The sequence below is a fragment of the Amycolatopsis albispora genome (genome assembly GCF_003312875.1).
GTDB lineage: Bacteria > Actinomycetota > Actinomycetes > Mycobacteriales > Pseudonocardiaceae > Amycolatopsis > Amycolatopsis albispora.
Genome location: NZ_CP015163.1, coordinates 4949941 through 4970826 on the forward strand (window position 1 = coordinate 4949941; position 20886 = coordinate 4970826).

22 protein-coding genes are annotated in these 20886 nt (G+C 69.8%); 10 read left to right on the top strand and 12 right to left on the bottom strand.

Features of this window, described 5'->3' with window-relative positions; all coding sequences use genetic code 11:
- Positions 1–121: 121 nt before the first annotated feature.
- A complete protein-coding gene (locus tag A4R43_RS23285) occupies positions 122–3853 on the top strand; it encodes a multifunctional oxoglutarate decarboxylase/oxoglutarate dehydrogenase thiamine pyrophosphate-binding subunit/dihydrolipoyllysine-residue succinyltransferase subunit (protein ID WP_113694278.1) in 3732 nt (1243 codons plus the stop codon).
- Positions 3854–3934: 81 nt separating this feature from the next.
- On the opposite strand, the gene A4R43_RS23290 is transcribed toward A4R43_RS23285, so the two are convergent.
- Complete coding sequence (locus tag A4R43_RS23290) at positions 3935–5500, bottom strand: S8 family peptidase (protein WP_113694279.1); 1566 nt, start codon at positions 5498–5500, stop codon at positions 3935–3937.
- Positions 5501–5770: 270 nt separating this feature from the next.
- Here A4R43_RS23290 and A4R43_RS23295 point away from each other — a divergent pair, with 270 nt between their 5' ends.
- Positions 5771–6292 carry a GNAT family N-acetyltransferase gene (locus A4R43_RS23295; protein ID WP_113694280.1) on the top strand — a complete coding sequence of 174 codons (522 nt, stop codon included), beginning with the start codon at positions 5771–5773 and terminating at the stop codon, positions 6290–6292.
- On the opposite strand, the gene A4R43_RS23300 is transcribed toward A4R43_RS23295, so the two are convergent.
- From A4R43_RS23300 to A4R43_RS23315, 4 genes are read right to left on the bottom strand one after another with little or no spacing between them, the layout of a single operon-like run.
- Positions 6289–7182 (bottom strand): ABC transporter substrate-binding protein, encoded by an 894-nt coding sequence (locus tag A4R43_RS23300; protein ID WP_113694281.1) that lies wholly within the window; start codon positions 7180–7182, stop codon positions 6289–6291. The genes A4R43_RS23295 and A4R43_RS23300 overlap by 4 nt on opposite strands.
- Positions 7179–7880, bottom strand: coding sequence for an ABC transporter permease (locus tag A4R43_RS23305; protein ID WP_113694282.1), 702 nt, complete (start codon positions 7878–7880; stop codon positions 7179–7181). Before A4R43_RS23305 ends, A4R43_RS23300 begins: the two co-directional genes overlap by 4 nt.
- Positions 7877–8581 carry an ABC transporter permease gene (locus tag A4R43_RS23310; RefSeq protein WP_113694283.1) on the bottom strand — a complete coding sequence of 235 codons (705 nt, stop codon included), beginning with the start codon at positions 8579–8581 and terminating at the stop codon, positions 7877–7879. The genes A4R43_RS23305 and A4R43_RS23310 overlap by 4 nt, the downstream gene beginning before the upstream one ends.
- 11 nt (positions 8582–8592) lie before the next feature.
- Positions 8593–9684, bottom strand: a complete 1092-nt coding sequence (locus A4R43_RS23315; protein ID WP_113694284.1) for an ABC transporter ATP-binding protein — start codon at positions 9682–9684, stop codon at positions 8593–8595.
- A gap of 84 nt (positions 9685–9768) precedes the next feature.
- On the opposite strand from A4R43_RS23315, the gene A4R43_RS23320 reads away from it, so the two are divergent.
- The gene (locus A4R43_RS23320) at positions 9769–11151 is read left to right on the top strand and encodes a bis-aminopropyl spermidine synthase family protein (protein WP_113694285.1); all 1383 of its coding nucleotides are present in this window, start codon (positions 9769–9771) and stop codon (positions 11149–11151) included.
- Positions 11152–11228: 77 nt separating this feature from the next.
- Here A4R43_RS23320 and A4R43_RS23325 read toward each other — a convergent pair whose 3' ends face one another.
- Positions 11229–12416, bottom strand: coding sequence for an NAD(P)-dependent malic enzyme (locus tag A4R43_RS23325; protein ID WP_162788566.1), 1188 nt, complete (start codon positions 12414–12416; stop codon positions 11229–11231).
- Between the two features lie 370 nt (positions 12417–12786).
- On the opposite strand from A4R43_RS23325, the gene A4R43_RS23330 reads away from it, so the two are divergent.
- Entirely contained in the window at positions 12787–13401 is a 615-nt protein-coding gene (locus A4R43_RS23330) for a dTDP-4-dehydrorhamnose 3,5-epimerase family protein (RefSeq protein WP_113697823.1), read from the top strand.
- Here the strand turns inward: A4R43_RS23330 and A4R43_RS23335 are convergent.
- Positions 13365–13847 (bottom strand): hotdog fold domain-containing protein, encoded by a 483-nt coding sequence (locus A4R43_RS23335; protein WP_236809260.1) that lies wholly within the window; start codon positions 13845–13847, stop codon positions 13365–13367. The genes A4R43_RS23330 and A4R43_RS23335 overlap by 37 nt on opposite strands.
- A 78-nt stretch (positions 13848–13925) precedes the next feature.
- Between A4R43_RS23335 and A4R43_RS23340 the strand changes: the two genes are divergently transcribed.
- On the top strand, positions 13926–14510 hold the full coding sequence (locus A4R43_RS23340) for an acid phosphatase (RefSeq protein ID WP_113694287.1): 585 nt from the start codon (positions 13926–13928) through the stop codon (positions 14508–14510).
- A gap of 20 nt (positions 14511–14530) precedes the next feature.
- Complete coding sequence (locus A4R43_RS23345) at positions 14531–15016, top strand: GNAT family N-acetyltransferase (protein ID WP_113694288.1); 486 nt, start codon at positions 14531–14533, stop codon at positions 15014–15016.
- Between the two features lie 5 nt (positions 15017–15021).
- Here the strand turns inward: A4R43_RS23345 and A4R43_RS23350 are convergent, their stop codons facing one another.
- Entirely contained in the window at positions 15022–15492 is a 471-nt protein-coding gene (locus tag A4R43_RS23350) for a hypothetical protein (protein ID WP_113694289.1), read from the bottom strand.
- A gap of 316 nt (positions 15493–15808) precedes the next feature.
- Here A4R43_RS23350 and A4R43_RS23355 point away from each other — a divergent pair, with 316 nt between their 5' ends.
- The 3 genes from A4R43_RS23355 (at position 15809) to A4R43_RS23360 (ending at position 17282) form a co-directional block, all read left to right on the top strand.
- Positions 15809–16735, top strand: coding sequence for a diacylglycerol/lipid kinase family protein (locus tag A4R43_RS23355; RefSeq protein ID WP_113694290.1), 927 nt, complete (start codon positions 15809–15811; stop codon positions 16733–16735).
- Positions 16732–16860: a hypothetical protein gene (locus A4R43_RS44460; RefSeq protein ID WP_257791777.1), complete on the top strand. Its 129-nt coding sequence runs from the start codon at positions 16732–16734 to the stop codon at positions 16858–16860. Before A4R43_RS23355 ends, A4R43_RS44460 begins: the two co-directional genes overlap by 4 nt.
- Positions 16861–17027: 167 nt before the next feature.
- Positions 17028–17282 (top strand): WhiB family transcriptional regulator, encoded by a 255-nt coding sequence (locus A4R43_RS23360; protein ID WP_113694291.1) that lies wholly within the window; start codon positions 17028–17030, stop codon positions 17280–17282.
- A gap of 479 nt (positions 17283–17761) precedes the next feature.
- Here A4R43_RS23360 and A4R43_RS23365 read toward each other — a convergent pair whose 3' ends face one another.
- On the bottom strand, positions 17762–19276 hold the full coding sequence (locus tag A4R43_RS23365; protein WP_113694292.1) for a sensor histidine kinase: 1515 nt from the start codon (positions 19274–19276) through the stop codon (positions 17762–17764).
- 4 nt (positions 19277–19280) lie between these two features.
- Positions 19281–19496, bottom strand: coding sequence for a biotin/lipoyl-binding carrier protein (locus tag A4R43_RS23370; protein ID WP_113694293.1), 216 nt, complete (start codon positions 19494–19496; stop codon positions 19281–19283).
- A 139-nt stretch (positions 19497–19635) separates the two neighbouring features.
- Here A4R43_RS23370 and A4R43_RS44800 point away from each other — a divergent pair, with 139 nt between their 5' ends.
- Positions 19636–19710: a 50S ribosomal protein bL37 gene (locus A4R43_RS44800; RefSeq protein WP_098515123.1), complete on the top strand. Its 75-nt coding sequence runs from the start codon at positions 19636–19638 to the stop codon at positions 19708–19710.
- Between the two features lie 61 nt (positions 19711–19771).
- Here A4R43_RS44800 and rsrA read toward each other — a convergent pair whose 3' ends face one another.
- Positions 19772–20095, bottom strand: coding sequence for a mycothiol system anti-sigma-R factor (gene rsrA, locus A4R43_RS23375; RefSeq protein WP_113694294.1), 324 nt, complete (start codon positions 20093–20095; stop codon positions 19772–19774).
- A complete protein-coding gene (locus A4R43_RS23380; RefSeq protein WP_113694295.1) occupies positions 20092–20718 on the bottom strand; it encodes a sigma-70 family RNA polymerase sigma factor in 627 nt (208 codons plus the stop codon). Before A4R43_RS23380 ends, rsrA begins: the two co-directional genes overlap by 4 nt.
- Positions 20719–20886: the final 168 nt, after the last annotated feature.

Consider the following 20886-nt stretch of genomic DNA (forward strand, 5'->3'; position numbering starts at 1 on the left):
ATGCCAACCTCCGGCGGGCTTGCTAGGGCCACTTCGGTCACACGCACCAGAGCGAGGGGGTTAGCCTGGTAGGCGCGTAACCGGACCCAAGATCGAGTATGGATAGAGGCGAGCCCAAGCCGTGTCCAGCAGCAGCCCTGCGTCACAGTTCGGCCCCAACGAGTGGCTGGTCGAAGAGATGTACGACCAGTTCCTGGCCGACCCCTCATCGGTAGATGCCGCTTGGCATGACTTCTTCGCCGACTTCAAGCCAACTCAGGACGCCCAGGCCAAGGCCGACAGCGCCCGTGCGAGCGCGAAGGCGGAGGCCGCGACCAGCCCGAACGGCCAGGGCAACCAGCCGTCGGCCAAGTCGCGCCAGAACGCCGACTCGGCCGCGCGCCAGTCCTCGGCGAAGGCGAGCGAGCCCGAGAAGGCGCCCGCCAAGCAGCCGGCCCCGGCGAAGGCGGCCCCGGCCAAGGCCGCCAAGCCCGCCGAGAAGGCCCCCGCCGCCAAGGAGCCGGTCAAGACCGAGGCCGAGAGCAAGCCGCTGCGTGGCGCGGCCGCCGCGATCGCCAAGAACATGGACGCCTCGCTGTCGGTGCCGACCGCGACCAGCGTGCGCGCGGTGCCCGCCAAGCTGATGGCGGACAACCGCATCGTGATCAACAACCACCTGAAGCGGACCAGGGGCGGGAAGATCTCCTTCACCCACCTCATCGGCTACGCGATGGTGCGCGCGCTGCGCGACTTCCCGAACATGAACCGGCACTACCAGCTGATCGACGGCAAGCCGTTCGCGGTGACCCCGGAGCACGTGAACTTCGGGCTGGCCATCGACATGAAGGGCAAGGAAGGCGCCCGCACGCTGGTGGTGGCCTCGATCAAGGCCACCGAGAACATGACCTTCCTGCAGTTCTGGCAGGCCTACGAGGAGATCGTCAAGAAGGCCCGCAACAACAAGCTCACCGCGGACGACTTCGCCGGCACCACCATCTCGCTGACCAACCCGGGCGGCATCGGCACCAACCACTCGGTGCCGCGGCTGCAGGCCGGGCAGGGCTGCATCATCGGCGTCGGCGCGATGCAGTACCCGGCCTCGTTCGAGGGCACCAGCGAGAAGACCCTGGTCGACCTCGCGGTCAGCAAGATCATGACGCTGACCTCGACCTACGACCACCGGATCATCCAGGGCGCCGAGTCCGGCGAGTTCCTCAAGCGCATCCACGAGCTGCTGCTCGGCGCGGACGGCTTCTACGACGACGTCTTCACCAGCCTGCGCCTGCCCTACGAGCCGATCCGCTGGGTGGCCGACATCCCCGAGGGCGCGGTCGACAAGACCGCCAGGGTGATCGAGCTGATCGAGGCCTACCGGATGCGCGGCCACCTGATGGCCGACACCGACCCGCTGAACTACCGCCAGCGCCGCCACGAGGACCTCGACGTGCTCACCCACGGGCTCACCCTGTGGGACCTGGACCGCGAGTTCCCGGTCGGCGGCTTCGCCGGCCAGGAGCGGATGAAGTTCCGCGACATCCTCGGCGTGCTGCGCAACTCGTACTGCCGCACGGTCGGCATCGAGTACACGCACATCATCGACCCCGACGAGCGCCGGTGGATCCAGGACCGGGTGGAGGTCCCGCACGAGAAGCCGGACCCCGCGGTGCAGAAGTACGTGCTGTCCAAGCTGAACGCGGCCGAGGCCTTCGAGACCTTCCTGCAGACCAAGTACGTCGGGCAGAAGCGGTTCTCGCTCGAAGGCGGCGAGACCGCGATCCCGCTGCTGGACACCGTGCTGGACAAGGCCGCCGAGTACGAGCTGGACGAGGTCGTCATCGGCATGCCGCACCGCGGCAGGCTGAACGTGCTGGCCAACATCGTCGGCAAGCCGATCTCGCAGATCTTCCAGGAGTTCGAGGGCAATCTGGACCCGGGCCAGGCACACGGCTCCGGTGACGTGAAGTACCACCTCGGCGCCGAGGGCAAGTACTTCCGCATGTTCGGCGACGGCGAGACCAAGGTGTCGCTGACCGCGAACCCGTCGCACCTGGAGACCGTCGACCCGGTGCTCGAGGGCATCGTCCGCGCCAAGCAGGACATCCTCGACAAGGGCGGCGAGGGCTTCACCGTGCTGCCGGTGCTGCTGCACGGCGACGCCGCCTTCGCCGGGCAGGGCGTGGTCGCCGAGACGCTGAACCTGGCGCTGCTGCGCGGGTACCGCACCGGCGGCACCGTGCACCTGATCATCAACAACCAGGTCGGCTTCACCACCGCGCCGGAGAACTCGCGTTCGTCGCAGTACGCCACCGACGTGGCGAAGATGATCGGCGCGCCGGTCTTCCACGTCAACGGCGACGACCCGGAGGCCGCGCACTGGGTGGCCAAGCTGGCCGTGGACTACCGCCAGGCGTTCAACAAGGACGTGGTGATCGACCTCATCTGCTACCGCCGCCGCGGGCACAACGAGGGCGACGACCCGTCGATGACGCAGCCGGCGATGTACGACATCATCGACACCAAGCGCAGCGTGCGGAAGACCTACACCGAATCGCTGATCGGCCGCGGGGACATCTCGGTGGAAGAGGCCGAAGCGGCGCTGCGGGACTTCTCCAGCCAGCTGGAGCACGTCTTCAACGAGGTCCGCGAGCTGGAGAAGCACCCGGTGAAGGCGAGCCCCTCGGTCGAGGAGGAGCAGCAGGTGCCCGCGAAGGTGCCGACAGCCATCTCCCGCGAGGTCGTCGAGCAGATCGGCGACGCGTTCATCAACGTGCCGGAGGGCTTCACCCCGCACCCGCGCGTCAAGCCGGTGATGGAGCGGCGGCACAAGATGTCGCGCGAAGGCGGCATCGACTGGGCCTTCGGCGAGCTGCTCGCCTTCGGCTCGCTCGCGCTGGAGGGCAAGCTGGTGCGGCTGTCCGGCCAGGACTCCCGCCGCGGCACCTTCACCCAGCGGCACTCGGTGTACATCGACCGCAAGACCGGTGAGGAGTACTCGCCACTGCAGCACCTGGCCGAGAACCAGGGCCGCGTGATGATCTACGACTCGGCGCTGTCCGAGTACGCGGCGGTCGGCTTCGAGTACGGCTACTCGGTGGCCAACTCCGACGCGCTGGTGATGTGGGAAGCCCAGTTCGGCGACTTCGTCAACGGCGCGCAGACCGTGATCGACGAGTACATCTCCTCCGGTGAGGCCAAGTGGGGCCAGCTCTCCGACGTGGTGCTGCTGCTGCCGCACGGCCACGAGGGCCAGGGCCCGGACCACACCTCCGGCCGCATCGAGCGCTTCCTGCAGCTGTGCGCCGAAGGCTCGATGACCGTCTCGGTGCCGTCGACCCCGGCGAACTACTTCCACCTGCTGCGGCGCCACGCGCTCGACGGCGTGAACCGGCCGCTGGTGGTCTTCACCCCGAAGCGCCTGCTGCGCGACAAGGCGGTGAAGTCGTCGATCGAGGAGTTCACCGAGCAGTCGAAGTTCCTGTCGGTGATCGACGACAGCGGCGTCGACCCGGCCAAGGTCCGGAAGGTGCTGCTGACCTCGGGCAAGATGTACTGGGAGCTGCTCGCCGAGCGCGAGAAGCAGGGCATCACCGACGTCGCGCTGGTCCGCATCGAGCAGTACTACCCGCTGCCGAAGAAGAAGCTGGTGGCCGCGGTGGAGCGGTACACGGCGGCTTCGTCGATCATGTGGGTCCAGGAGGAGCCGGAGAACCAGGGTGCCTGGCCGTTCTTCGGGCTGAACCTGCCGCGCAAGTTCCCGGAGTTCTTCGGCGGGCTGGAGGTCGCGGCGCGGCGCCCGATGGCGGCGCCGTCGGCCGGTTCGTCCAAGGTGCACGAGGTGGAGCAGAAGGCGATCATCGCCAAGGCGTTCAGCTGACCCGGTAGAGCTAGTGTCACGAATGTGGCTTTCGAGACGCAGAACGTCTCGAAAGCCACATTCGTGACATCGGGGCCAGGATCAGACGGTCAGGGTCCAGCTGTCGAGGTAGCCGGTGTCCGCCCGGTACACGTCCTGCACCCGCAGCTTCCAGGCACCGTTGGCGGCCTCCGAGGAGGCGTTCACGGTGTAGCTGGCGTTCAGGTCGTTGCCCGAGTCGCTGTTCGAGTTCTTCAGGCGGTACGCGGTGCCGTCCGGCGCGACCAGGTCGATCACCAGGTCACCCCGGTAGGTGTGCTTGATCTGCACGTCGACCTTGGTGGTCGCGCTGGCGTTGCGCGCGCAGTCGGCGATGGTGATCGTGCTGGTCACCGCACCGGCCGGGGCGTCGGGAATGGCCACGTCGGTGGCGTTCGCGGTGGTGGCGCACGGCGTCGGCTCCGGGTCCGGCGTGCCGGTCCCGGTGTAGAGCAGCACGTTCGGCGAGCCGGTGCCCGGGCTGGTCACCTTGCCCTTGGTGCCGTTGTTCACCAGCGCGGCCGACACCTGCGCGGGGGTGGCCGACGGGTTCGCCGCCAGGTACAGCGCGGCCGCGCCGACCACGTGCGGGGTGGCCATCGAGGTGCCGCTGATCGTGTTGGTGGCGGTGTTGCCGCCGATCCACGCCGAGGTGATGCCGCTGCCGGGCGCGAAGATGTCCAGGCAGTCACCGATGTTCGAGAAGCTCGACCGCGCGTCGGTGTTCGTGGTGGAGCCGACGGTGATGGCTTCCTTGGTGCGCGCCGGCGAGGTGTTGCAGGCGTTGGCGCCGCTGTCGTTGCCCGCGGCCAGGCCGTAGGTCACGCCGGAGGCGACCGAGTTGCGCACCGCGTTGTCCAAAGTGGTCGACGCGCCGCCGCCGAGGCTCATGTTGGCGACCGCGGGCTTGACCGCGTTGCTGGTCACCCAGTCCACGCCGGCGATGACGCCCGCGGTGGTGCCGGAGCCGCTGCAGTTCAGCACGCGGACGCCGACCAGCTTGGCGGCCTTGGCCACACCGTGCGCGGTGCCGCCGACGGTGCCCGCGACGTGCGTGCCGTGGCCCTGGCAGTCGGTGGCGTTGTTGTCGTTGTCGACGAAGTCGTAGCCGTGCGTGGCGCGGCCGCCGAAGTCGTTGTGCGTGGTCAGGATGCCGGTGTCGATGATGTACGCGGTGACGTTGGCCGCGTCGGTGCTGTAGCTGTACTTCTGGTTCAGCGGCAGGTCGCGCTGGTCGATCCGGTCGAGCCCCCAGGACGGCGGGTTCAGCTGGTCGGCGCTGGCCCGCACCACCTTGTTCTGCTCCACGTAGGCCACCGCCGGGTCGGCGGCCGCCCGCTTCGCCTGCGTCTCGCTCATGTTCGCCGAGTAACCGCGCACGGTCGCGCCGAACAGCCGGTCCAGTGTGCCGCCGTGCCGGGAGAGCACGTTCTGGGCGGTACCGGCCACCGACTGCGCCGACACACCGTCCTTGAGCACCACGATGTAGCTGCCGGGTACGGCGTCGGCGCTGTTCGCGTCGACGATCGCGCCTTCCGCCGCGGTGGCGGCGGTGGTGCCGCCCAGCACGGTCAGCACGGCGGCGCCGGTGGCCAGGCCGAGCGCGGCCAGTGGTCTGCGCTTGCTCATCTGGGGTCCTCCATGGCAGGGTTCGCCGGCCCGCCGACGGGATCGACGGGCAGCCGAAACGGGGGTTACCGGGGAACGGGAGCGTGCGCGGTGGGTGAAAGGGACTTCACCCTCTGTCGCACGCAAGAGAGCGTAAGTCCGAGATTCCCCCGAAGGTAGACCTTGAAATCCGCTGTTCCAGGGAGTATGGCGCGACTCGAACGGCCGCCGACGAAAGTAGGGATTACCCTGCGGTTGCCCTCTTCAGCGGCCTGCGGTTGAGTTCGGCGCATGCTGATCCGCCGCGAAACCGCGTCCGACGCTGCCGCCATCCGGGTGGTGCACGACGCCGCGTTCGCCAAGCCGGATGCACCGGGTGCGGAAACCGTGGAGGCCAGGCTGGTCGGCGAACTGCGTGCCGACGGTGACCTGATCCCGGCGCTGTCGCTGGTCGCGGAACTGGACGGCCGGATCGCCGGGCACGTGTGCTGCAGCCACGCACGCATCGAGAGCAGCCCGGGGCCGGTCGGCCTCGGCCCGCTGGGCGTGCTGCCGGAGACCCAGTCGGCGGGCGTCGGCTCGGCGTTGATGCACGCGGTGCTCGCCGCCGCGGACGCCCTGGAAATACCGGTGGTCGTGCTGCTCGGCTCCCCCGGCTTCTACGCCCGGTTCGGCTTCGTGCCCGCCGCCCGCCTCGGCATCACACCGTCCACTCCGGACTGGGAGCCGTACTTCCAGGTGCGCCCGCTTTCGGCCTATTCGGAGGAGTTCACCGGCGCCTTCCACTACGCGCCGGCCTTCGACCGGATCTAGCTGCTCAACCCGTTGTCACGCAAGAACTTCTCGGCGATGTCGAGCGGGTTCTGCTTCTCCTCGCTGAACTCCACGTTCAACCGGGTCAGCTTCTCGGTGGTCAGCACGGCGGAGACGTCGTTGAGCGCCTTGGTCTCCCGTTCGTTGAGCGTGCCCTTGGCCACCAGCGGCACGATGTTCTGCGCCGGGAACATCGACTTGTCGTCCTCCAGCGGCACGAAGCCGTTGCTGGCGATGGTCGACGAGGTGCTGAACAGGTCCGCCACCTGGATCTCACCGGAGCGCAGCGCGGCCACGGTCACCGGCCCGCCGGTGTCGGTGGTCCGGATCTCCTTGAACTCGCAGCCGTAGAGCGCCTTGATCTTGTCCTTCCAGCGGTCGCTCCACTGCCCTGGACCGCCGAAGACCAGCTCACCGCAGCGCGGCCCGAGGTCGGAGAAGGTCCGCACCCCGGAGTCGGCCAGTTCCTTGCGCACCACCAGCAGGTCCTTGTCCTCCGCGGGCGCCTGGTCGAGCACCTCGAACCCGGCGGGCAGCTTCTGCTCCAGCTCGCGGTAGACGTCCTCCGACGTGGTCGCCGTGGTGTTCTTGTCGAAGTACCGCAGCAAGTTGCCGGAGTAGTCGGGCACCACCGACAGCGAGCGGTCCTGCAGCGCCTTGACCACCACCTCCCGGCTGCCCACCGGCGGCCGCACGGTGACGTTGTCCGCCCCGGCGTTGCGCAGCGCGCCCGCGTAGATCTGCGCCAGCAGCAGGCTTTCACCCACGTCCGAGGCGCCGATGATGATCTCGCCGGTCGGCCCGCCCTCGGCGCCGCCTTCGAACGGGTTGCCGCAGGCCGAGGTCAACAGCGCGACCACCGCCAGCAGAATTCCCAGCCGTCGCTTCACTGAGCGCCTCCCGCCGCCTTGGCCTGCTTCCCGGCGGCCCGCGCGGCCAGCCGGACGCCCTTCGGCACCACGGCCCGTTGCAGGCCCGCGAAAATCAGGTCCAGCACGATGGCCAGCAACGCGGTCAGCACCGCGCCCGCGACCACCTTGCCGTAGTCGAACACCGCCAGCCCGTCGAGCAGGAACCGGCCGAGCCCGCCGAGCCCGACGTAGGCCGCCACCGCCGCGGTCGCCACCAGCTGCAGCACCGCGTTGCGCACCCCGCCGAGCACGAGCGGCAGCGAAATCGGCACTTCGACCTTCCACAGCCGCTGCCAGCCGGTCATGCCGACGCCCTGCGCCGCGTCGACCACCCCGTGGTCGGTGGCCTGCAACCCGGCGTAGGTCGCGGCGAGGATCGGCGGAATCGCCAGCACCACCAACGCGATCGTGGTCGCCGGACCCTCCACGGTGAACAGCAGGAAGAGAAAGGTGACCAGGCCGAGCGTGGGCAGCGCGCGGATCGAGTTGCCCGCCGCCACCAGCAGCACCGCGCCGCGTCCGGTGTGCCCGACGAAGAGCCCCACCGGCACCGCGATGACCAGTGCGATCACCAGTGCCAGCAGCACGTAGCCGACGTGCTCGGCGAGCCGGTTCGGCACCCCGTCCACGCCCTGCCAGTTGGCCGGATCACCGAACCAGCCGAAGATCTCGTTCATCCCGCACTCCCCGCGGTCACGTCGGCGGCCGGTTTGGCGGTGGCCCGCTGCCACGGCGTGCTCACCCGGAGCAGCCACACCAGCAGCAGATCGGTCAGCAGCGCCAGCAACAGCGTCAGCACGATGCCGACCACGATCGGCGAGAAGTACTCGCGCTGGAAGCCGTCGGTGAACAACACGCCAAGCCCGCCGGTGCCGATCAGCGCGCCGACGCTGACCAGGCTGATGTTGCTCACCGCGCCGACGCGCACGCCCGCGGCGAACACCGGCACCGCCAGCGGCAGCTCGACGGTGAAGAAGCGGCGCACCGGCTGGTAGCCGATCGCGGTGGCGGCCGCGATCACCGGCGGCGACACCGAGTCCAGCGCGTCCAGCACCGGGCGCACCAGCAACGCGGTGGTGTAGATGGTCAGCGCCACGATCACGTTGACGCTGTCCAGGATCTTCGTCCCGATCAGGCCGGGGATGACCACGAACAACGCCAGTGACGGGATCGTGTAGAGCAGGTTCGACACCACCATCGCCACGCGGCGCGCGGTCCGCCAGCGCTTGCCGGCCCAGCCGACCAGCACCGCCAGCACCACGCCGAACACCAGCGGCAGCAGGGCCAGGTACACGTGCTCGCCCAGGTTCTGCAGCAGTTGCGCGCGGTTGTTGGCGCTGGACAGATATCGTCCGAGCTCGTCGAAGAACTCGCCCATGTGCCCGCCCCCTATCCCGCCGCTCCCTGCGGGTGCGCCTCGATCACGTCCAGCACCTGGCGGGCGGTCACCGCGCCGATCACCCGGCCGTTGTCGTCGACCACCACGCCGAGGCTGGCCGGTGAGGACAAGGCCGCGTCCAGCGCACCGCGCACCGGCGTGCCCTTCTGGTACAGCGAACCGCCCGCGACCAGGTCGGTCTCCGCCAGCTCACCGTCCACAGTGGAATTCGGCGGCAGCCAGCCACGCGGCTCGCCGTCGCCGTTCACCGCGATGCGCCAGGTCGCGCCGTCGCCCGGCACGCTGCCGACCTCGACCGTCTCGATCGGATCGATCCGCACGTCCTCGGCGGTCAGGAAGGACAGGCCGCGGTAACCGCGGTCCTTGCCGACGAAGGAGGCGACGAAGTCGTCGACCGGGTGGCGCAGCACGTCCGACGGCGTGCCGTACTGGGCCAGCTTGCCGCCGACCCGCATCACCGCGACCTTGTCGCCGAGGCGCACGGCTTCGTCGATGTCGTGCGTGACAAAAACGATGGTCTTGCCGAGTTGCTGCTGCAGCCGGAGCAGCTCGTCCTGCAGGCCCTCGCGGACCACCGGGTCCACCGCGGAGAACGGCTCGTCCATCAGCAGCACCGGCGAGTCGGCGGCGAGCGCGCGCGCCACGCCGACGCGCTGCTGCTGCCCGCCGGAGAGCTGCGCGGGGTACCGCTTGCCCAGTTCCGCCGGCAGGCCCACGGTTTCCAGCAGCTCGGCGGCGCGGGCCCGCGCCTTTCCCTTGCCCCAGCCGGACAGCAGCGGCACGGTGGCCACGTTGTCCAGAACTGTCCTATGTGGAAAGAGACCGGCGTGCTGGATGACGTAGCCGATGCCGCGCCGCAGTTGCGCCGGCGGCGAGTCGCAGACATCCTTGCCGTCCAGCAGCACGGTGCCCGAAGTCGGCTCGACCATGCGGTTGATCATCCGCAGCGAGGTGGTCTTGCCGCAGCCCGACGGCCCGACGAACACGGTGATGGTGCCGTCCTCCACCGTGAGACTGAGGTTGTCGACCGCGACGGTCCCGTCCGGGTACTTCTTCGTCACGCCCTGGAACTCGATTGCCACGTGGCACTCCCATCGACGACCACAGGTCGGAAAACCCTAGCCCAGATCAATGCGCGGGGCACGGCATTCCATATGTTGTGCGTCGTGAGTTCACTGAACGAGGTACTGGCCTCCCACGGCGTGCACCAGCGCCCGCTGCGCACCGCCATCGGCCTGCTGGGGGACGGCTGGATCCGGTTCGACGAGCTGGTCCGCCGTGCCGCGGCCCCGCGACGGAGCGTGGAAGAACTGCTGGCCGCGCTCGGCACCGACCTCGATCGGGACGGGGATTCGGTGCGGTTGCGCCCGGACGCCGTCGAGCGGTACGCCGAATTCCGCGTGTGCGAGGAGAAGTCCGCGCCCGGCCTGCTGGCGGAGATGTCGCGGCTGATCTCGGCGGTGCCGCCGCCACTGCCCGCGCTCGACCACGTCCAGGCCACCGCGGAAACCGTGGTGCGGCGCGCGGAATGGCTCGACGCGCGGTACGACCTCGGTCGCGCGCGGCTGTTGTTCCTCGGTGACCACGATCTCACTTCGCTCGCCGTGCACACGTTGCGCCCGGACGCCGACCTGACCGTGGTCGACCTCGACGAGCGGGTACTCGCCTATGTGGACGAGCACTCCGATGGCGCGGTCCGCACGCTGCACGCCGATCTGCGCGTCGGCCTGCCGCACGCCGTGCTCGGCGGCGCCGACCTGGTGTTCAGCGATCCGCCGTACACCCCGGAGGGCATGGGCCTGTTCGCCGCCCGCGGCATCGAAGCGCTGGCCGACCCGCCGCTGGGCAGGCTGCTGCTGGCGTACGGCTACAGCCCGCGGCACCCGGCGCTCGGCGGGCAGGTGCAGCAGGAGCTGCTGCGGCTGGGGCTGACCTTCGAGGCGATCCTGCCGGACTTCCACTCGTACCACGGCGCGCAGGCCATCGGCGCGGCCGCGGACCTGTACGTCTGCCAGCCGACCGCACGGGCCCGCAAGCAGAAGGCGAAGCAGGGCATCTACACGCACGGCCCGCAGTCGGTCGAAGCCACCGGCTCGGGGGCGGCGCTGCTGGACCGCGTGCGGGAGATCGCCGACCGGCCGGTGGTCGAGACACCACGCGCGGACTGGTCGAAGCCGATCAACGGCGAGGTGCTGGCCTTCGACCTGAGTGGCGACCCCGGCCCGTGGCTGCTGCGGCTGCTGCTCGCCACGAACGCGTCACGGGTGGCCGTGCTGGTGCCGAACTCGCACCCGGACCTGGTCAGTGCCTCGGCGCAGGCCGCGCTGCACGCCCTGCTCGACCGGAAGTACCAGCTGAAACTGCTGCGGAGCCTGCCGGACAACAAGCACGCCGTGGTGGTCGCCGACCTCGTCGAGGCGCCCGCCGTCCCGCTCACCAGGGCACACGCCCGGCTGGCCAACGTGCCGGGCGTGGACCCGGCACTGCACCCGTACCGGCTGATCGACCTGCCGCGGCACACCCTGGAAACCCTGCTGCCCACGCTCTGACCCCGGACACGAATGTGGCTTTCGGGGCGAAATCCGCCCCGAAAGCCACATTCGTGTTCTCCAACCAGAGAGGCGGCCTAGGAGTTCACGCCGTCCTCGCCGGCGGCCTTCGCCACGGCGGCGGCCACTTCGAGCGCGACCCGCGGGTCCAGCGGGCTCGGCACGATCCGGTCCGGGCCGAGGTCGTCGGAGGCGACCGCGACGATGGCGTCCGCGGCGGCGATCTTCATCCGCTCGGTGATCGCCCGCGCGCCGGAGTCCAGCGCACCGCGGAACACGCCGGGGAAGGCCAGCACGTTGTTGATCTGGTTGGGGAAGTCGCTGCGCCCGGTGGCCACGATCGAGGCGTACTTGGCCGCCACGTCCGGGTGGATCTCCGGGTCCGGATTGGACAGTGCGAACACGATCGAGCCGGTGGCCATGGTGGCCAGCAGCTCCTCCTCGATGGTGGAGCCCGACAGCCCGAGGAACACGTCGGCACCCCGGATCGCCTCCGGCAGCCCGCCGGTGAGCCCGCTGGCGTTCGTCGACGCGGCCAACTCCTGCTTGACCGGGTTCAGCCCGTCCCGGCCCTGGTGGATGATGCCCTTCGAGTCCAGCACGGTGACCTCGCCGATGCCCGCGGCCTGCAGGATCCGCGCGCAGGCCACGCCGGCCGCGCCGGCCCCGGAGATCACCACCCGCTGGTCGGCCAGGTTCTTGTCGAGCACCAGGTTCGCCCCGCGCAGCGCGGCCAGCGCCACGATCGCGGTGCCGTGCTGGTCGTCGTGCATGACCGGGCAGTCCAGCGCGGCCTTGAGCTTGTCCTCCAGCTCGAAGCAGCGCGGCGCCGCGATGTCCTCCAGGTTCACCGCGCCGAACGACGGCCGCAGCCGGACCAGCGTCTCGACGATCTCGTCCACGTCGGTGGTGTTGAGCACCAGCGGGATCGAGTCCAGGTCGGCGAAGGTCTTGAACAGGACCGACTTGCCCTCCATCACCGGCAGCGAGGCGCTCGGCCCGATGTCGCCGAGGCCCAGCACGGCGGTGCCGTCGCTGACCACCACGACCAGCCGCTCGGCCCAGGTGTACTGCCTGGCGAGCGCGGCGTCCTCGGCGATGGCGCGGCTCACCTTGGCCACCCCCGGCGTGTAGGCGATGGACAGATCACGCGCGACCGAGATCGGCCGCTGGGCGGCGACGGAGAGCTTCCCGCCCTCGTGACCGGTGAAGATCTCCTCGTCGGTCACCGGCGTGCTGTCTTCGTTCATGGGTTTTCCCGTCATGGTTCCGTCTTCTTCGGAAACCGAACCTTCGACTGGTGCGTAGGTCACTGGACTTTTCTCCCGGGACTTCGAACAGGGAAACGGCAGGCGCCGTCCCTGTGTTGCGTGGGCTCCTCGAGCGCGGCTGTCCAGCGCGGTAGCGCCTACGACCGGGCGAGGCGTCCGTCGATGCCCGTGGTGAGGCTGCATCTGGTCCGGCTCCCCGGCGGGGGAACCGCGGACGCGGCGGTCCGGACAGTGTGGCAGGCCGGTCGGCGGTTGTGGCCCCCTGGTGCGGCTGATGTCACATATTCAGGGGTTTTCCCTTGCCGGAGACCGTTTTAGCAAGACGTCCGTCCGGATTGGGAAGCCCTGCCCTAAGCTCATGGGCATGCAGGTGCGCGAGTTGGCGGTACGGGATTGCTTCGAGTTCACCCCGCGGAAGTTCCCCGATCACCGCGGTGCGTTCGCCGCGCCGTTCCAGGAAGAGCCCTTCCGGGAAACGGTCGGCCACCCGCTCGGCCTCGCGCAGACGAACTACAGCGAGTCGCGGCGCGGCACCATTCGCGGCATCCACTTCGCCGACACGCCGCCGGGGCAGGCGAAGTACATCTGGTGCCCGCGCGGCTCGCTGCTGGACGTGATGGTCGACCTCCGCGTCGGCTCGCCGACCTTCGGCCACTGGGACGCGGTGCACCTGGACGCGGAGACGGTGCGCGCGGTCTACCTGCCCGAGGGCATCGGCCACAGCTTCGTCGCGCTCGAAGACGACACCGTGATGATCTACCTGTGCTCCACCAGCTTCAACCCCTCCGCCGAGCACGGCGCGAACCCGATGGACCCGGCGCTCGGGCTGCCGTGGCCGGCCGACATCGAGCCCATTCTGTCCGAAAAGGACCGTGACGCGCCGACGATGGCGCAGCTCGCCGCCGAGGGCAGGCTGCCGACCTACGAAGCCTGCCTGGCGCGTTACGAGGAACTGCGCGGGGCCGTTCCTTCCCGCTGACCCGGTTTCTTCGTGACCCAGATGGTGATCGTGCCGGTGACCACCGGTTTGCCCGCTTTGTCGCGGATCACCACCGGTACGCCCAGCTCGGTGCCGTCGTCGCCGAACTCCGGGATCACCTCGAGCTCGGCGACCGCGGTCAGCCCGGTCTCCGCCTTCGCCACGTAGTTCACCGACATGCCCTTGGGCAGCCAGCGGTGCGTCGGCGGCACGGTCGCCTCGGCCAGCATGCCCATCGCGATCTCGGCGAGGTTGCACGCCGCGATCGCGTGAAAGGTCCCGATGTGATTGTGGACTCCCCACCACTTCGGCGCGGACACCTCGCACCGGCCGGGGCGGAGGTCGCGGATGTGCGGGAGCACCGTGCGGAAGTACGGCACACGCAGGCACATCGCGGCCGAGAACAGCAGCTTCCCGCCCGGCCTCGCGGCCAGCGACCGCCACATCGGGTAGGTCCGCACGATCGGTTCACCTCCGTTGTTACTCACCAGTAGCGAAGCACACCGGCGGCTATATTCCAAGCCGTGGCACATCCCCTCTTCCTGCTCCGGCACGGCCAGACCGAGTGGTCGGCGCTGGGCAAGCACACCGGCCGGTCCGATCTCCCGCTCACCGAAACCGGGCGCGACCAGGCCAGATCCGCGGGCCGGACGCTGGCAGAGCGGCTGCCGGACGAGCCTGCCGACGTGCTGTCCAGCCCCCGGCAGCGCGCGCTGAAGACCGCCGAACTCGCCGGGCTCACCGTGTCCGACGTCACCGAGGACCTCGCCGAGTGGGACTACGGCGACTACGAGGGCATCACCACCGAGGAGATCCGCCGGACGGTGCCCGGCTGGACGGTCTGGTCGCACCCGATGCCGAACGGCGAAACCGCCGAGCAGGTCACCGCCCGCGCCGACCGCGTGCTGGCCGGGGTCCGCGAGCGGCTCGCCGAACGCCCGGTGGTGCTGGTGGGCCACGGGCACTTCAGCCGCGTGCTGGTGGCCCGCTGGCTCGACCTCGAAGCCACCGACGGCGTGCGGTTCGCGCTCGAACCCGCCGGGCTGACCGAACTCGGTGACGAGCGGGGCGTGCCCCAGCTGCGTCACCTGAACATCCCGCCCCGTTGATGTCCCCGAAAGGAAAACCGTTGCCGCAGTTCACCATCCGCCGCGTTCAGGAGTCCGATGTGGACGCTGTGGTCGGGCTGGTCCACGACCTCGCCGAGTTCGAGAAGGCACCCGAGGAGTGCCACCTGACCGCCGCCCAGCTGAAGACGGCGCTGTTCGGCGAGCGGCCCGCGGTGTTCGGGCACGTCGCCGAGGCCGCGGGCGGTGAGATCGCCGGCTTCACCCTGTGGTTCCTGAACTTCTCCACCTGGCGCGGGGTGCACGGCATCTACCTGGAGGACCTCTACGTGCGGCCGGAGCACCGCGGCACCGGCCTTGGCAAGGCGCTGCTCGCGACGCTCGCCGAGGAGTGCGTGCGCAACGGTTACGGGCGCCTGGAGTGGTCCGTGCTCGACTGGAACCCGGCGGTGGACTTCTACCGCGCGCTGGGCGCGGAGCCGATGGACGAGTGGACCGTGCACCGGCTCGCCGACGAGCCGCTGCGCAAGCTCGCCGAAACCCTCTAGGCCCTCTAGGCCTCTCGGCCCCCGCGGCGGCGCCGTTCCGCGTCGCGCTCGGACGCCTCGGCTTCGTCCTCGCCTTCGGCCATGCCCAGCACCCACGCGCGCGACGGGCGGCGGAACAGCAGGACCACCACGACCAGGCCGCCGATGATCAGCGGCACCCCGAAGCCGGGGCGTCCCGACGGGCCCGCGCTGTACCAGCCGATCCCGGCCACCATCAGCGCCACCACCACCGACGGCGAACGCGCCCAGGTGTGGCCCAGCAGCAGGCCGATGCCGCAGGCCATGGTCCCGGCGCCGAGCACGGCGTAGTACCCGGCCTCGGCGTAGATGTTGCCCGCCCGCGCCCCCTCCGCGCCGAAGGCGGTCACCAGCAGGACCACCGCGATCACCACCGAAGCCAGCCCGGGGATCGCGGTGAGCGCGCCGGCGAAGCGAACCTCACGCGGCGCCGGCTGGATCTTGTCGGCGAACGGCACGTGGACTGCACCTTCCGTACGGCCGGAGCGGGGCACGGCGCCGGTGCGGACGCTGCCGAACAGTGTCCAATGAAGACGGGTGACCGTGCGTGAACACATTCGATGTTATGCCACCCGGTCGGCCGTTTTCGCCCGGGCGCCGCACGGGTCAAGATTCGGGTGTCGTCTGATGAGCCGGGCGGTCCCGGGGTGCACTTGTCACGACGAGCGTCGCCAGTCCACACCGAGCGATGAGGAGGCCAGCCGGCACAGTGACGAGGCTCGCAGCTTCACGCTGACGGTCGGAACGCGTGCGTTTCTGACCTACCCTGCGGTAGTGCGCGCAGTGCTGATCGTCAATCCGCAGGCCACCGCGACTTCGCCCGGTGGCCGGGACGTGCTCGCGCACGCGCTGGCCAGCGAGGTGAAGCTCGACGTGGTCGAGACCGACTACCGCGGCCACGCGCTGGCCGTGGCGCGCTCGGCCGCGCGTGACGGCATCGAGCTGGTGGTCGCCCACGGCGGTGACGGCACGGTCAACGAGGTCGTCAACGGCCTGCTGGCGGACAACCACGGCGTGCCCGGCGGGGCGCACCGGGTGCCGTCGCTGGGCGTGGTGCCCGGCGGCTCGGCGAACGTGTTCGCCCGCGCGCTCGGCCTGCCGCGTGATCCGGTCGAGGCGACCTACCAGTTGCTGCAGGCCATCGAGCACGGTCGCAGCCGCGAAGTCGGCCTCGGTCTCGCCGACGGCCGCTGGTTCACCTTCAACGCCGGGCTCGGCTGGGACGCCGACGTGGTGGCCGGGGTGGAAAAGCGCCGCGGCAAGCGCGCGAGCCCCGCCCTCTACACGCGAATGGCGCTCACCTCCTACTTCCGCCCGCCGAACGGCCGCCCGCCGCTGACCGTGCGCGTGCCCGGCGAGGAACCGGCCGCGGTGCGCACGGCCTTCGTCTCCAACACCGACCCGTGGACCTACCTCGGCAACCGCCCGGTGCACCTGAACACCGAGTGCTCCTTCGACAGCGGGCTGGGATTGTTCGCGCTGCGGAGCATGGCCGTGCCGACCGTGCTCAACCAGGCGCGACAGGCGCTGCGCACGCGCAGCAGGCACCGGGGCAAGCGTTTGCTTCGTCACGATGACCTGGCGATAGTGCGCATAGACGCGGACGAGCCGGTAAACTTCCAGGTGGACGGTGACCTGATGGGTCAGCGAAGCAGTGTGGAGTTTCTCAGCGTGCCGGGCGTGCTGACGGTGATGGTGTGACGATCACCGCGGCCGGTGTCACGGAGCTGGTGATCGTGCGCGGCAAAGTGGTTGGTGCCGTTCATCGATCGGAAACCTCCGTTCACCGCATCTCCCCTTCCGCCCAGCGGCCAGTTTCGGACTGAAACCGCAGGTCAGGCCAGTCGCCCGGCCGGGTGAGGTGACTCACCGATCCGCAGAAAACCCTTGTCGAAAACGGGTCTTCGTGAAAGCATTCACAAGCACCCCAAAAAACGACCGCCATGACGACTGTGGCGCGGACTGCCGCGCCATCATGAAGGAGCTCAGTAAAATGGACTGGCGCCACGACGCGGCCTGCCGAGACGAGGACCCCGAGCTGTTCTTCCCCGTGGGGACCAGCGGTCCTGCCATCTCCCAGGTAGCCGCGGCGAAGGCCGTGTGCCACCGTTGCACCGTCGCTTCCGATTGCCTGGCCTGGGCTTTGGCCAGCGGGCAGGACGCCGGCGTGTGGGGCGGGATGAGCGAGGACGAGCGACGCGCGCTCAAGCGTCGCCGTGCGCACATCGGCACGCGCACCAACGCCTGATTTTTCTCTTCGCACCACCCCGCGGCCCCCGCGCCCGCCACATCCGCCGGCGCCACGGCCGCCAGGGACCATCGAGTCCCTCCGCCAACACGTTTGAGGGCGGGCACCGCTTCAGGTGCCCGCCCTCAAGTGTTCGCGCTCATGGCGCTGGACGGACGCAATGAAAGCCACATTCATTGCACGGACGACGCCGCCCGGCCTGGCCGCGCGCTACCTCCCCAGCCACACCGCCCTGCCCGACTCGCGCCGTATCGCCTGGTGGCACCGGTGCCTCGCCCGGCCACACCGCCCTACGTGACTCGCGCCATCTCGCCTGGCCGCGCGCTGCCCTACCCCGGCCACACCGCTGGCTTGCCCGACTGTGCCGCCCACTGTGACCGACGCCGCGTCCCAGCGGCTCGCGCCGCCATGCCTGGGTGTGCCGCTGGTCCGCCCGACCGCGCCGTCTCGCCAGGCCCGGTCGAGATCTCCAATGCGACTCAGAGGCGCCGCGACAGCGGTATGCGCAGCGCGGCTTCCGTGCCGCGACGGCCGCCGCCTTCCGCGGCGCGGCCCGGGCGCAGGGAAAGCGAGCCCCGCAGTTCCGATTCGATGAGCGTTCTCACGATCTGCAAACCGAGGCCGTCCGCGCGCTCCAGTGAGAAGCCCTGCGGCAGGCCCTGGCCGTCGTCGCTGATCACGATGTCCAGCCAGCGCGCCGACCGCTCGGCGGAGATCTGCACCTTGCCCGGCCGTCCACCGGGGAAGGCGTGCCCGACCGCGTTCTGCACCAGCTCGGCGACCACCATCACCAGTGGCGTGGCGATCTCGGCGACCACCACCCCGAACGTGCCGGTCCGCGACAGCGTCACCTGCGCCTCGGCGGTGGCCACCTCACCGACCATCGGCAGCACGTTGTCCAGCAGCTGGTCCAGGTCGACCCGCTCGTCGACGGACATCGACAGCGCCTCGTGCACCATCGCGATCGACGACACGCGCCGCACGGACTCGCCGAGTGCCAGCCTGGCCTCGTCGCTGGCCGTGCGCCGCGACTGCAACCGCAGCAGCGCGGCCACGGTCTGCAGGTTGTTCTTCACGCGGTGGTGGATCTCGCGGATCGTGGCGTCCTTCGACAGCAACGCGCGATCCCGCCGCTTCACCTCGGTCACATCACGGACGAGCACCAGCGCCCCGGCGGGCTGCCCCGCGGGCCGCAACGGCAGCGCACGGAACAGCACGACCGCACCGCGGCGCGAATCCGCTTCGGTGCGTGAGCCCGGCTTGCCGTCGAGCGCGTCGATGATGCGGTGGGACACCTCGGTCGCGTCGAACGGGTCGCGGATCAGCGAGCGGGTCAGCGGCGCGAGCCGCACCCCGACCAGATCCGACTCGTAGCCCATCCGGTGGTAGGCGGAAAGCCCGTTGGGGCTGGCGAAAACCACCGTGCCCGACTGGTCGAGCCGGATCAGCCCGTCCCCGACACGCGGGCTGGTGTGCACGTCGGTGAGCGTGCCGTCGGCCGGGAAGGTGCCGTCGGCGATCATCTGGCACAGGTCGGCCGCGCTGCCCAGGTAGGCGATCTCCAGCGGGCTCGGCACCCGCGGCGAGGCCAGGTTCGTCTCGCGGCTGAGCACCGCGATCACCTGCTTGCCGAAGGTGACCGGGATCGCCTCCCGCCGCATCGGCAGGTCGCGGTACCAGTGCGGGTCCTCCTCGCGGCTGATCTTGACCTCGCGCATCGCGCGGTCGAGCTGCGGGTGCTCGTCGACGGTGAACCGGCTGCCGACCACGTCCTCGGGATGCGCGGTCGGCGCGGTGGTCGGGCGTGCCTGCGCGACGCAGACGAAGTCGCCGCCGTCGGGCTGGACGCTTTCGGACACCGGCACCCAGAGCAGGAAGTCGCTGAACGACAGGTCGGCCAGCAGCTGCCATTCGGCCACCACCGACTGCAGGTGGTCGGCCGCTTCGCCGGACAGCCCGGTGTTCTCGGCCAGCAGATCGGAGAGAGTGCTCACCCCGCTATTCCAGCACGGCGAGCAGGTCGCCCTCCTGCACCACGTCCCCTTCGCCGACGGCGAGCCGCGAAAGGCGGCCCGCGCCCTCCGTGAGCACCGGGATCTCCATCTTCATCGACTCCAGTAGCACCACGGTGTCCCCCGTGCCGAGGTCGTCCCCGACCTCGGCGACCACCTTCAGAACGTTGGCGACGATCTCGGCCCGGATCTCCTCGGCCATCGGCGATGCCCTCCTGCGCTCGAGCGGAACCCAATCCAACCAGAGGATCGGGGCCGCGGCCCAGGCCGAACACCCCTGTTCTAGGGCACATGCCACACTAGGGGGGTTGCCCGGGTAGAGATCCACCGAGGAGTGATCCATGTCGAAGCGAGCTCGCAAGCGCCGCGACCGTAAGAAGAACGGCGCCAACCACGGCAAGAAGCCCAACGCCTGAGCTCGGCGTAGGAAAAGCCCCGGCCACCTGGTGGTGACCGGGGCTTCTTCGTGCGCGGGGGTTATTCGGTGACGCGCTCGACCTCGACCTCGGTGTGCTCGATCACCTTGCCGGAGCGCTCCTCCACGGTCCGCCGGATCGACGCGCGGAGCTTGCTCTTCAGCTCGGCCGGGGCGAGGTCGCCGCCGCACTTGCGGGCCAGGATCTGCTTGATCTGCTCGTCGATCCCGTACTCCTCGAGGCAGGGCGGGCACTCGTCGAGGTGCCTGCGCAGCTCGACCTCGTGCTCCTTGCTGCACTCCTTGTCCAGGAGCAGGTAGATCTCGGCGAGCGCCTCGTCGCAGTTGACCTTGGCCTTGCCCTCGTCACCGGAGCAGTGGTTCATCGCCCTGCCACCTCCTGCTTGGGCCCGCGGATGAACCCGCGTTCACGAGCCACGTCGGCGAGCAGGTCGCGCAGCTGGGCGCGGCCGCGGTGGAGGCGGGACATCACAGTACCGATGGGGGTGTCCATGATCTCAGCGATTTCCTTGTAGGCGAAGCCCTCGACGTCGGCGAGGTAGACGGCGAGCCGGAAGTCCTCCGGCAGGCGCTGCAGGGCGGCCTTGACGTCGGCGTCCGGCAGCTTGTCCATGGCCTCGACCTCGGCCGAGCGCAGGCCGACCGACGAGTGGTTCTCCGCCTTGGCCAGCTGCCAGTCGGTGATCTCCTCGGTGGGCTGCTGCAGCGGCTGGCGCTGCCGCTTGCGGTAGCCGTTGATGTAGGTGTTGGTCAGGATGCGGTACATCCAGGCCTTGAGGTTGGTGCCCTGCTTGAACGAGGCGAACGCGGAGTAGGCCTTGAGATAGGTCTCCTGCACCAGGTCCTCGGCGTCGGCCGGGTTCCGGGTCATCCGCATCGCGGCCGAGTACAGCTGGTCCAGCAGGGGCATCGCGTCGCGCTCGAAGCGCTCGGTGCGCGCCCGCACGTCCTCCTGCTCGGTGGCGGCAGACTCTGAGGTGCTCGGCAAACCGTTCCCTTCCCAATCCACGTCGGGCAGACGTGCGTACTTCTGCCCTGAGGATACGCGGGCCGCTCCGGCCCGGCTGGGCGCGGTGAGCCGCTCTTCGCGGGGGGATACCTTGGTCAACACGCTGGGTTTAACACGTTGACCGGCCTGCGCATTCCCGTCGTATGG

Bases quoted from the DNA above. Each gene is read 5' to 3' on its own strand.
- A4R43_RS23290 (WP_113694279.1), bottom strand. From the start codon at position 5,500: ATGAGCAAGCGCAGACCACTGGCCGCGCTCGGCCTGGCCACCGGCGCC.
- A4R43_RS23295 (WP_113694280.1), top strand. From the start codon at position 5,771: ATGCTGATCCGCCGCGAAACCGCGTCCGACGCTGCCGCCATCCGGGTG.
- A4R43_RS23305 (WP_113694282.1), bottom strand. From the start codon at position 7,880: ATGAACGAGATCTTCGGCTGGTTCGGTGATCCGGCCAACTGGCAGGGC.
- A4R43_RS23310 (WP_113694283.1), bottom strand. From the start codon at position 8,581: ATGGGCGAGTTCTTCGACGAGCTCGGACGATATCTGTCCAGCGCCAAC.
- A4R43_RS23325 (WP_162788566.1), bottom strand. From the start codon at position 12,416: ATGACGGGAAAACCCATGAACGAAGACAGCACGCCGGTGACCGACGAG.
- A4R43_RS23330 (WP_113697823.1), top strand. From the start codon at position 12,787: ATGCAGGTGCGCGAGTTGGCGGTACGGGATTGCTTCGAGTTCACCCCG.
- A4R43_RS23335 (WP_236809260.1), bottom strand. From the start codon at position 13,847: ATGTGGCGGTCGCTGGCCGCGAGGCCGGGCGGGAAGCTGCTGTTCTCG.
- A4R43_RS23360 (WP_113694291.1), top strand. From the start codon at position 17,028: ATGGACTGGCGCCACGACGCGGCCTGCCGAGACGAGGACCCCGAGCTG.
- A4R43_RS23370 (WP_113694293.1), bottom strand. From the start codon at position 19,496: ATGGCCGAGGAGATCCGGGCCGAGATCGTCGCCAACGTTCTGAAGGTG.
- rsrA (WP_113694294.1), bottom strand. From the start codon at position 20,095: ATGAACCACTGCTCCGGTGACGAGGGCAAGGCCAAGGTCAACTGCGAC.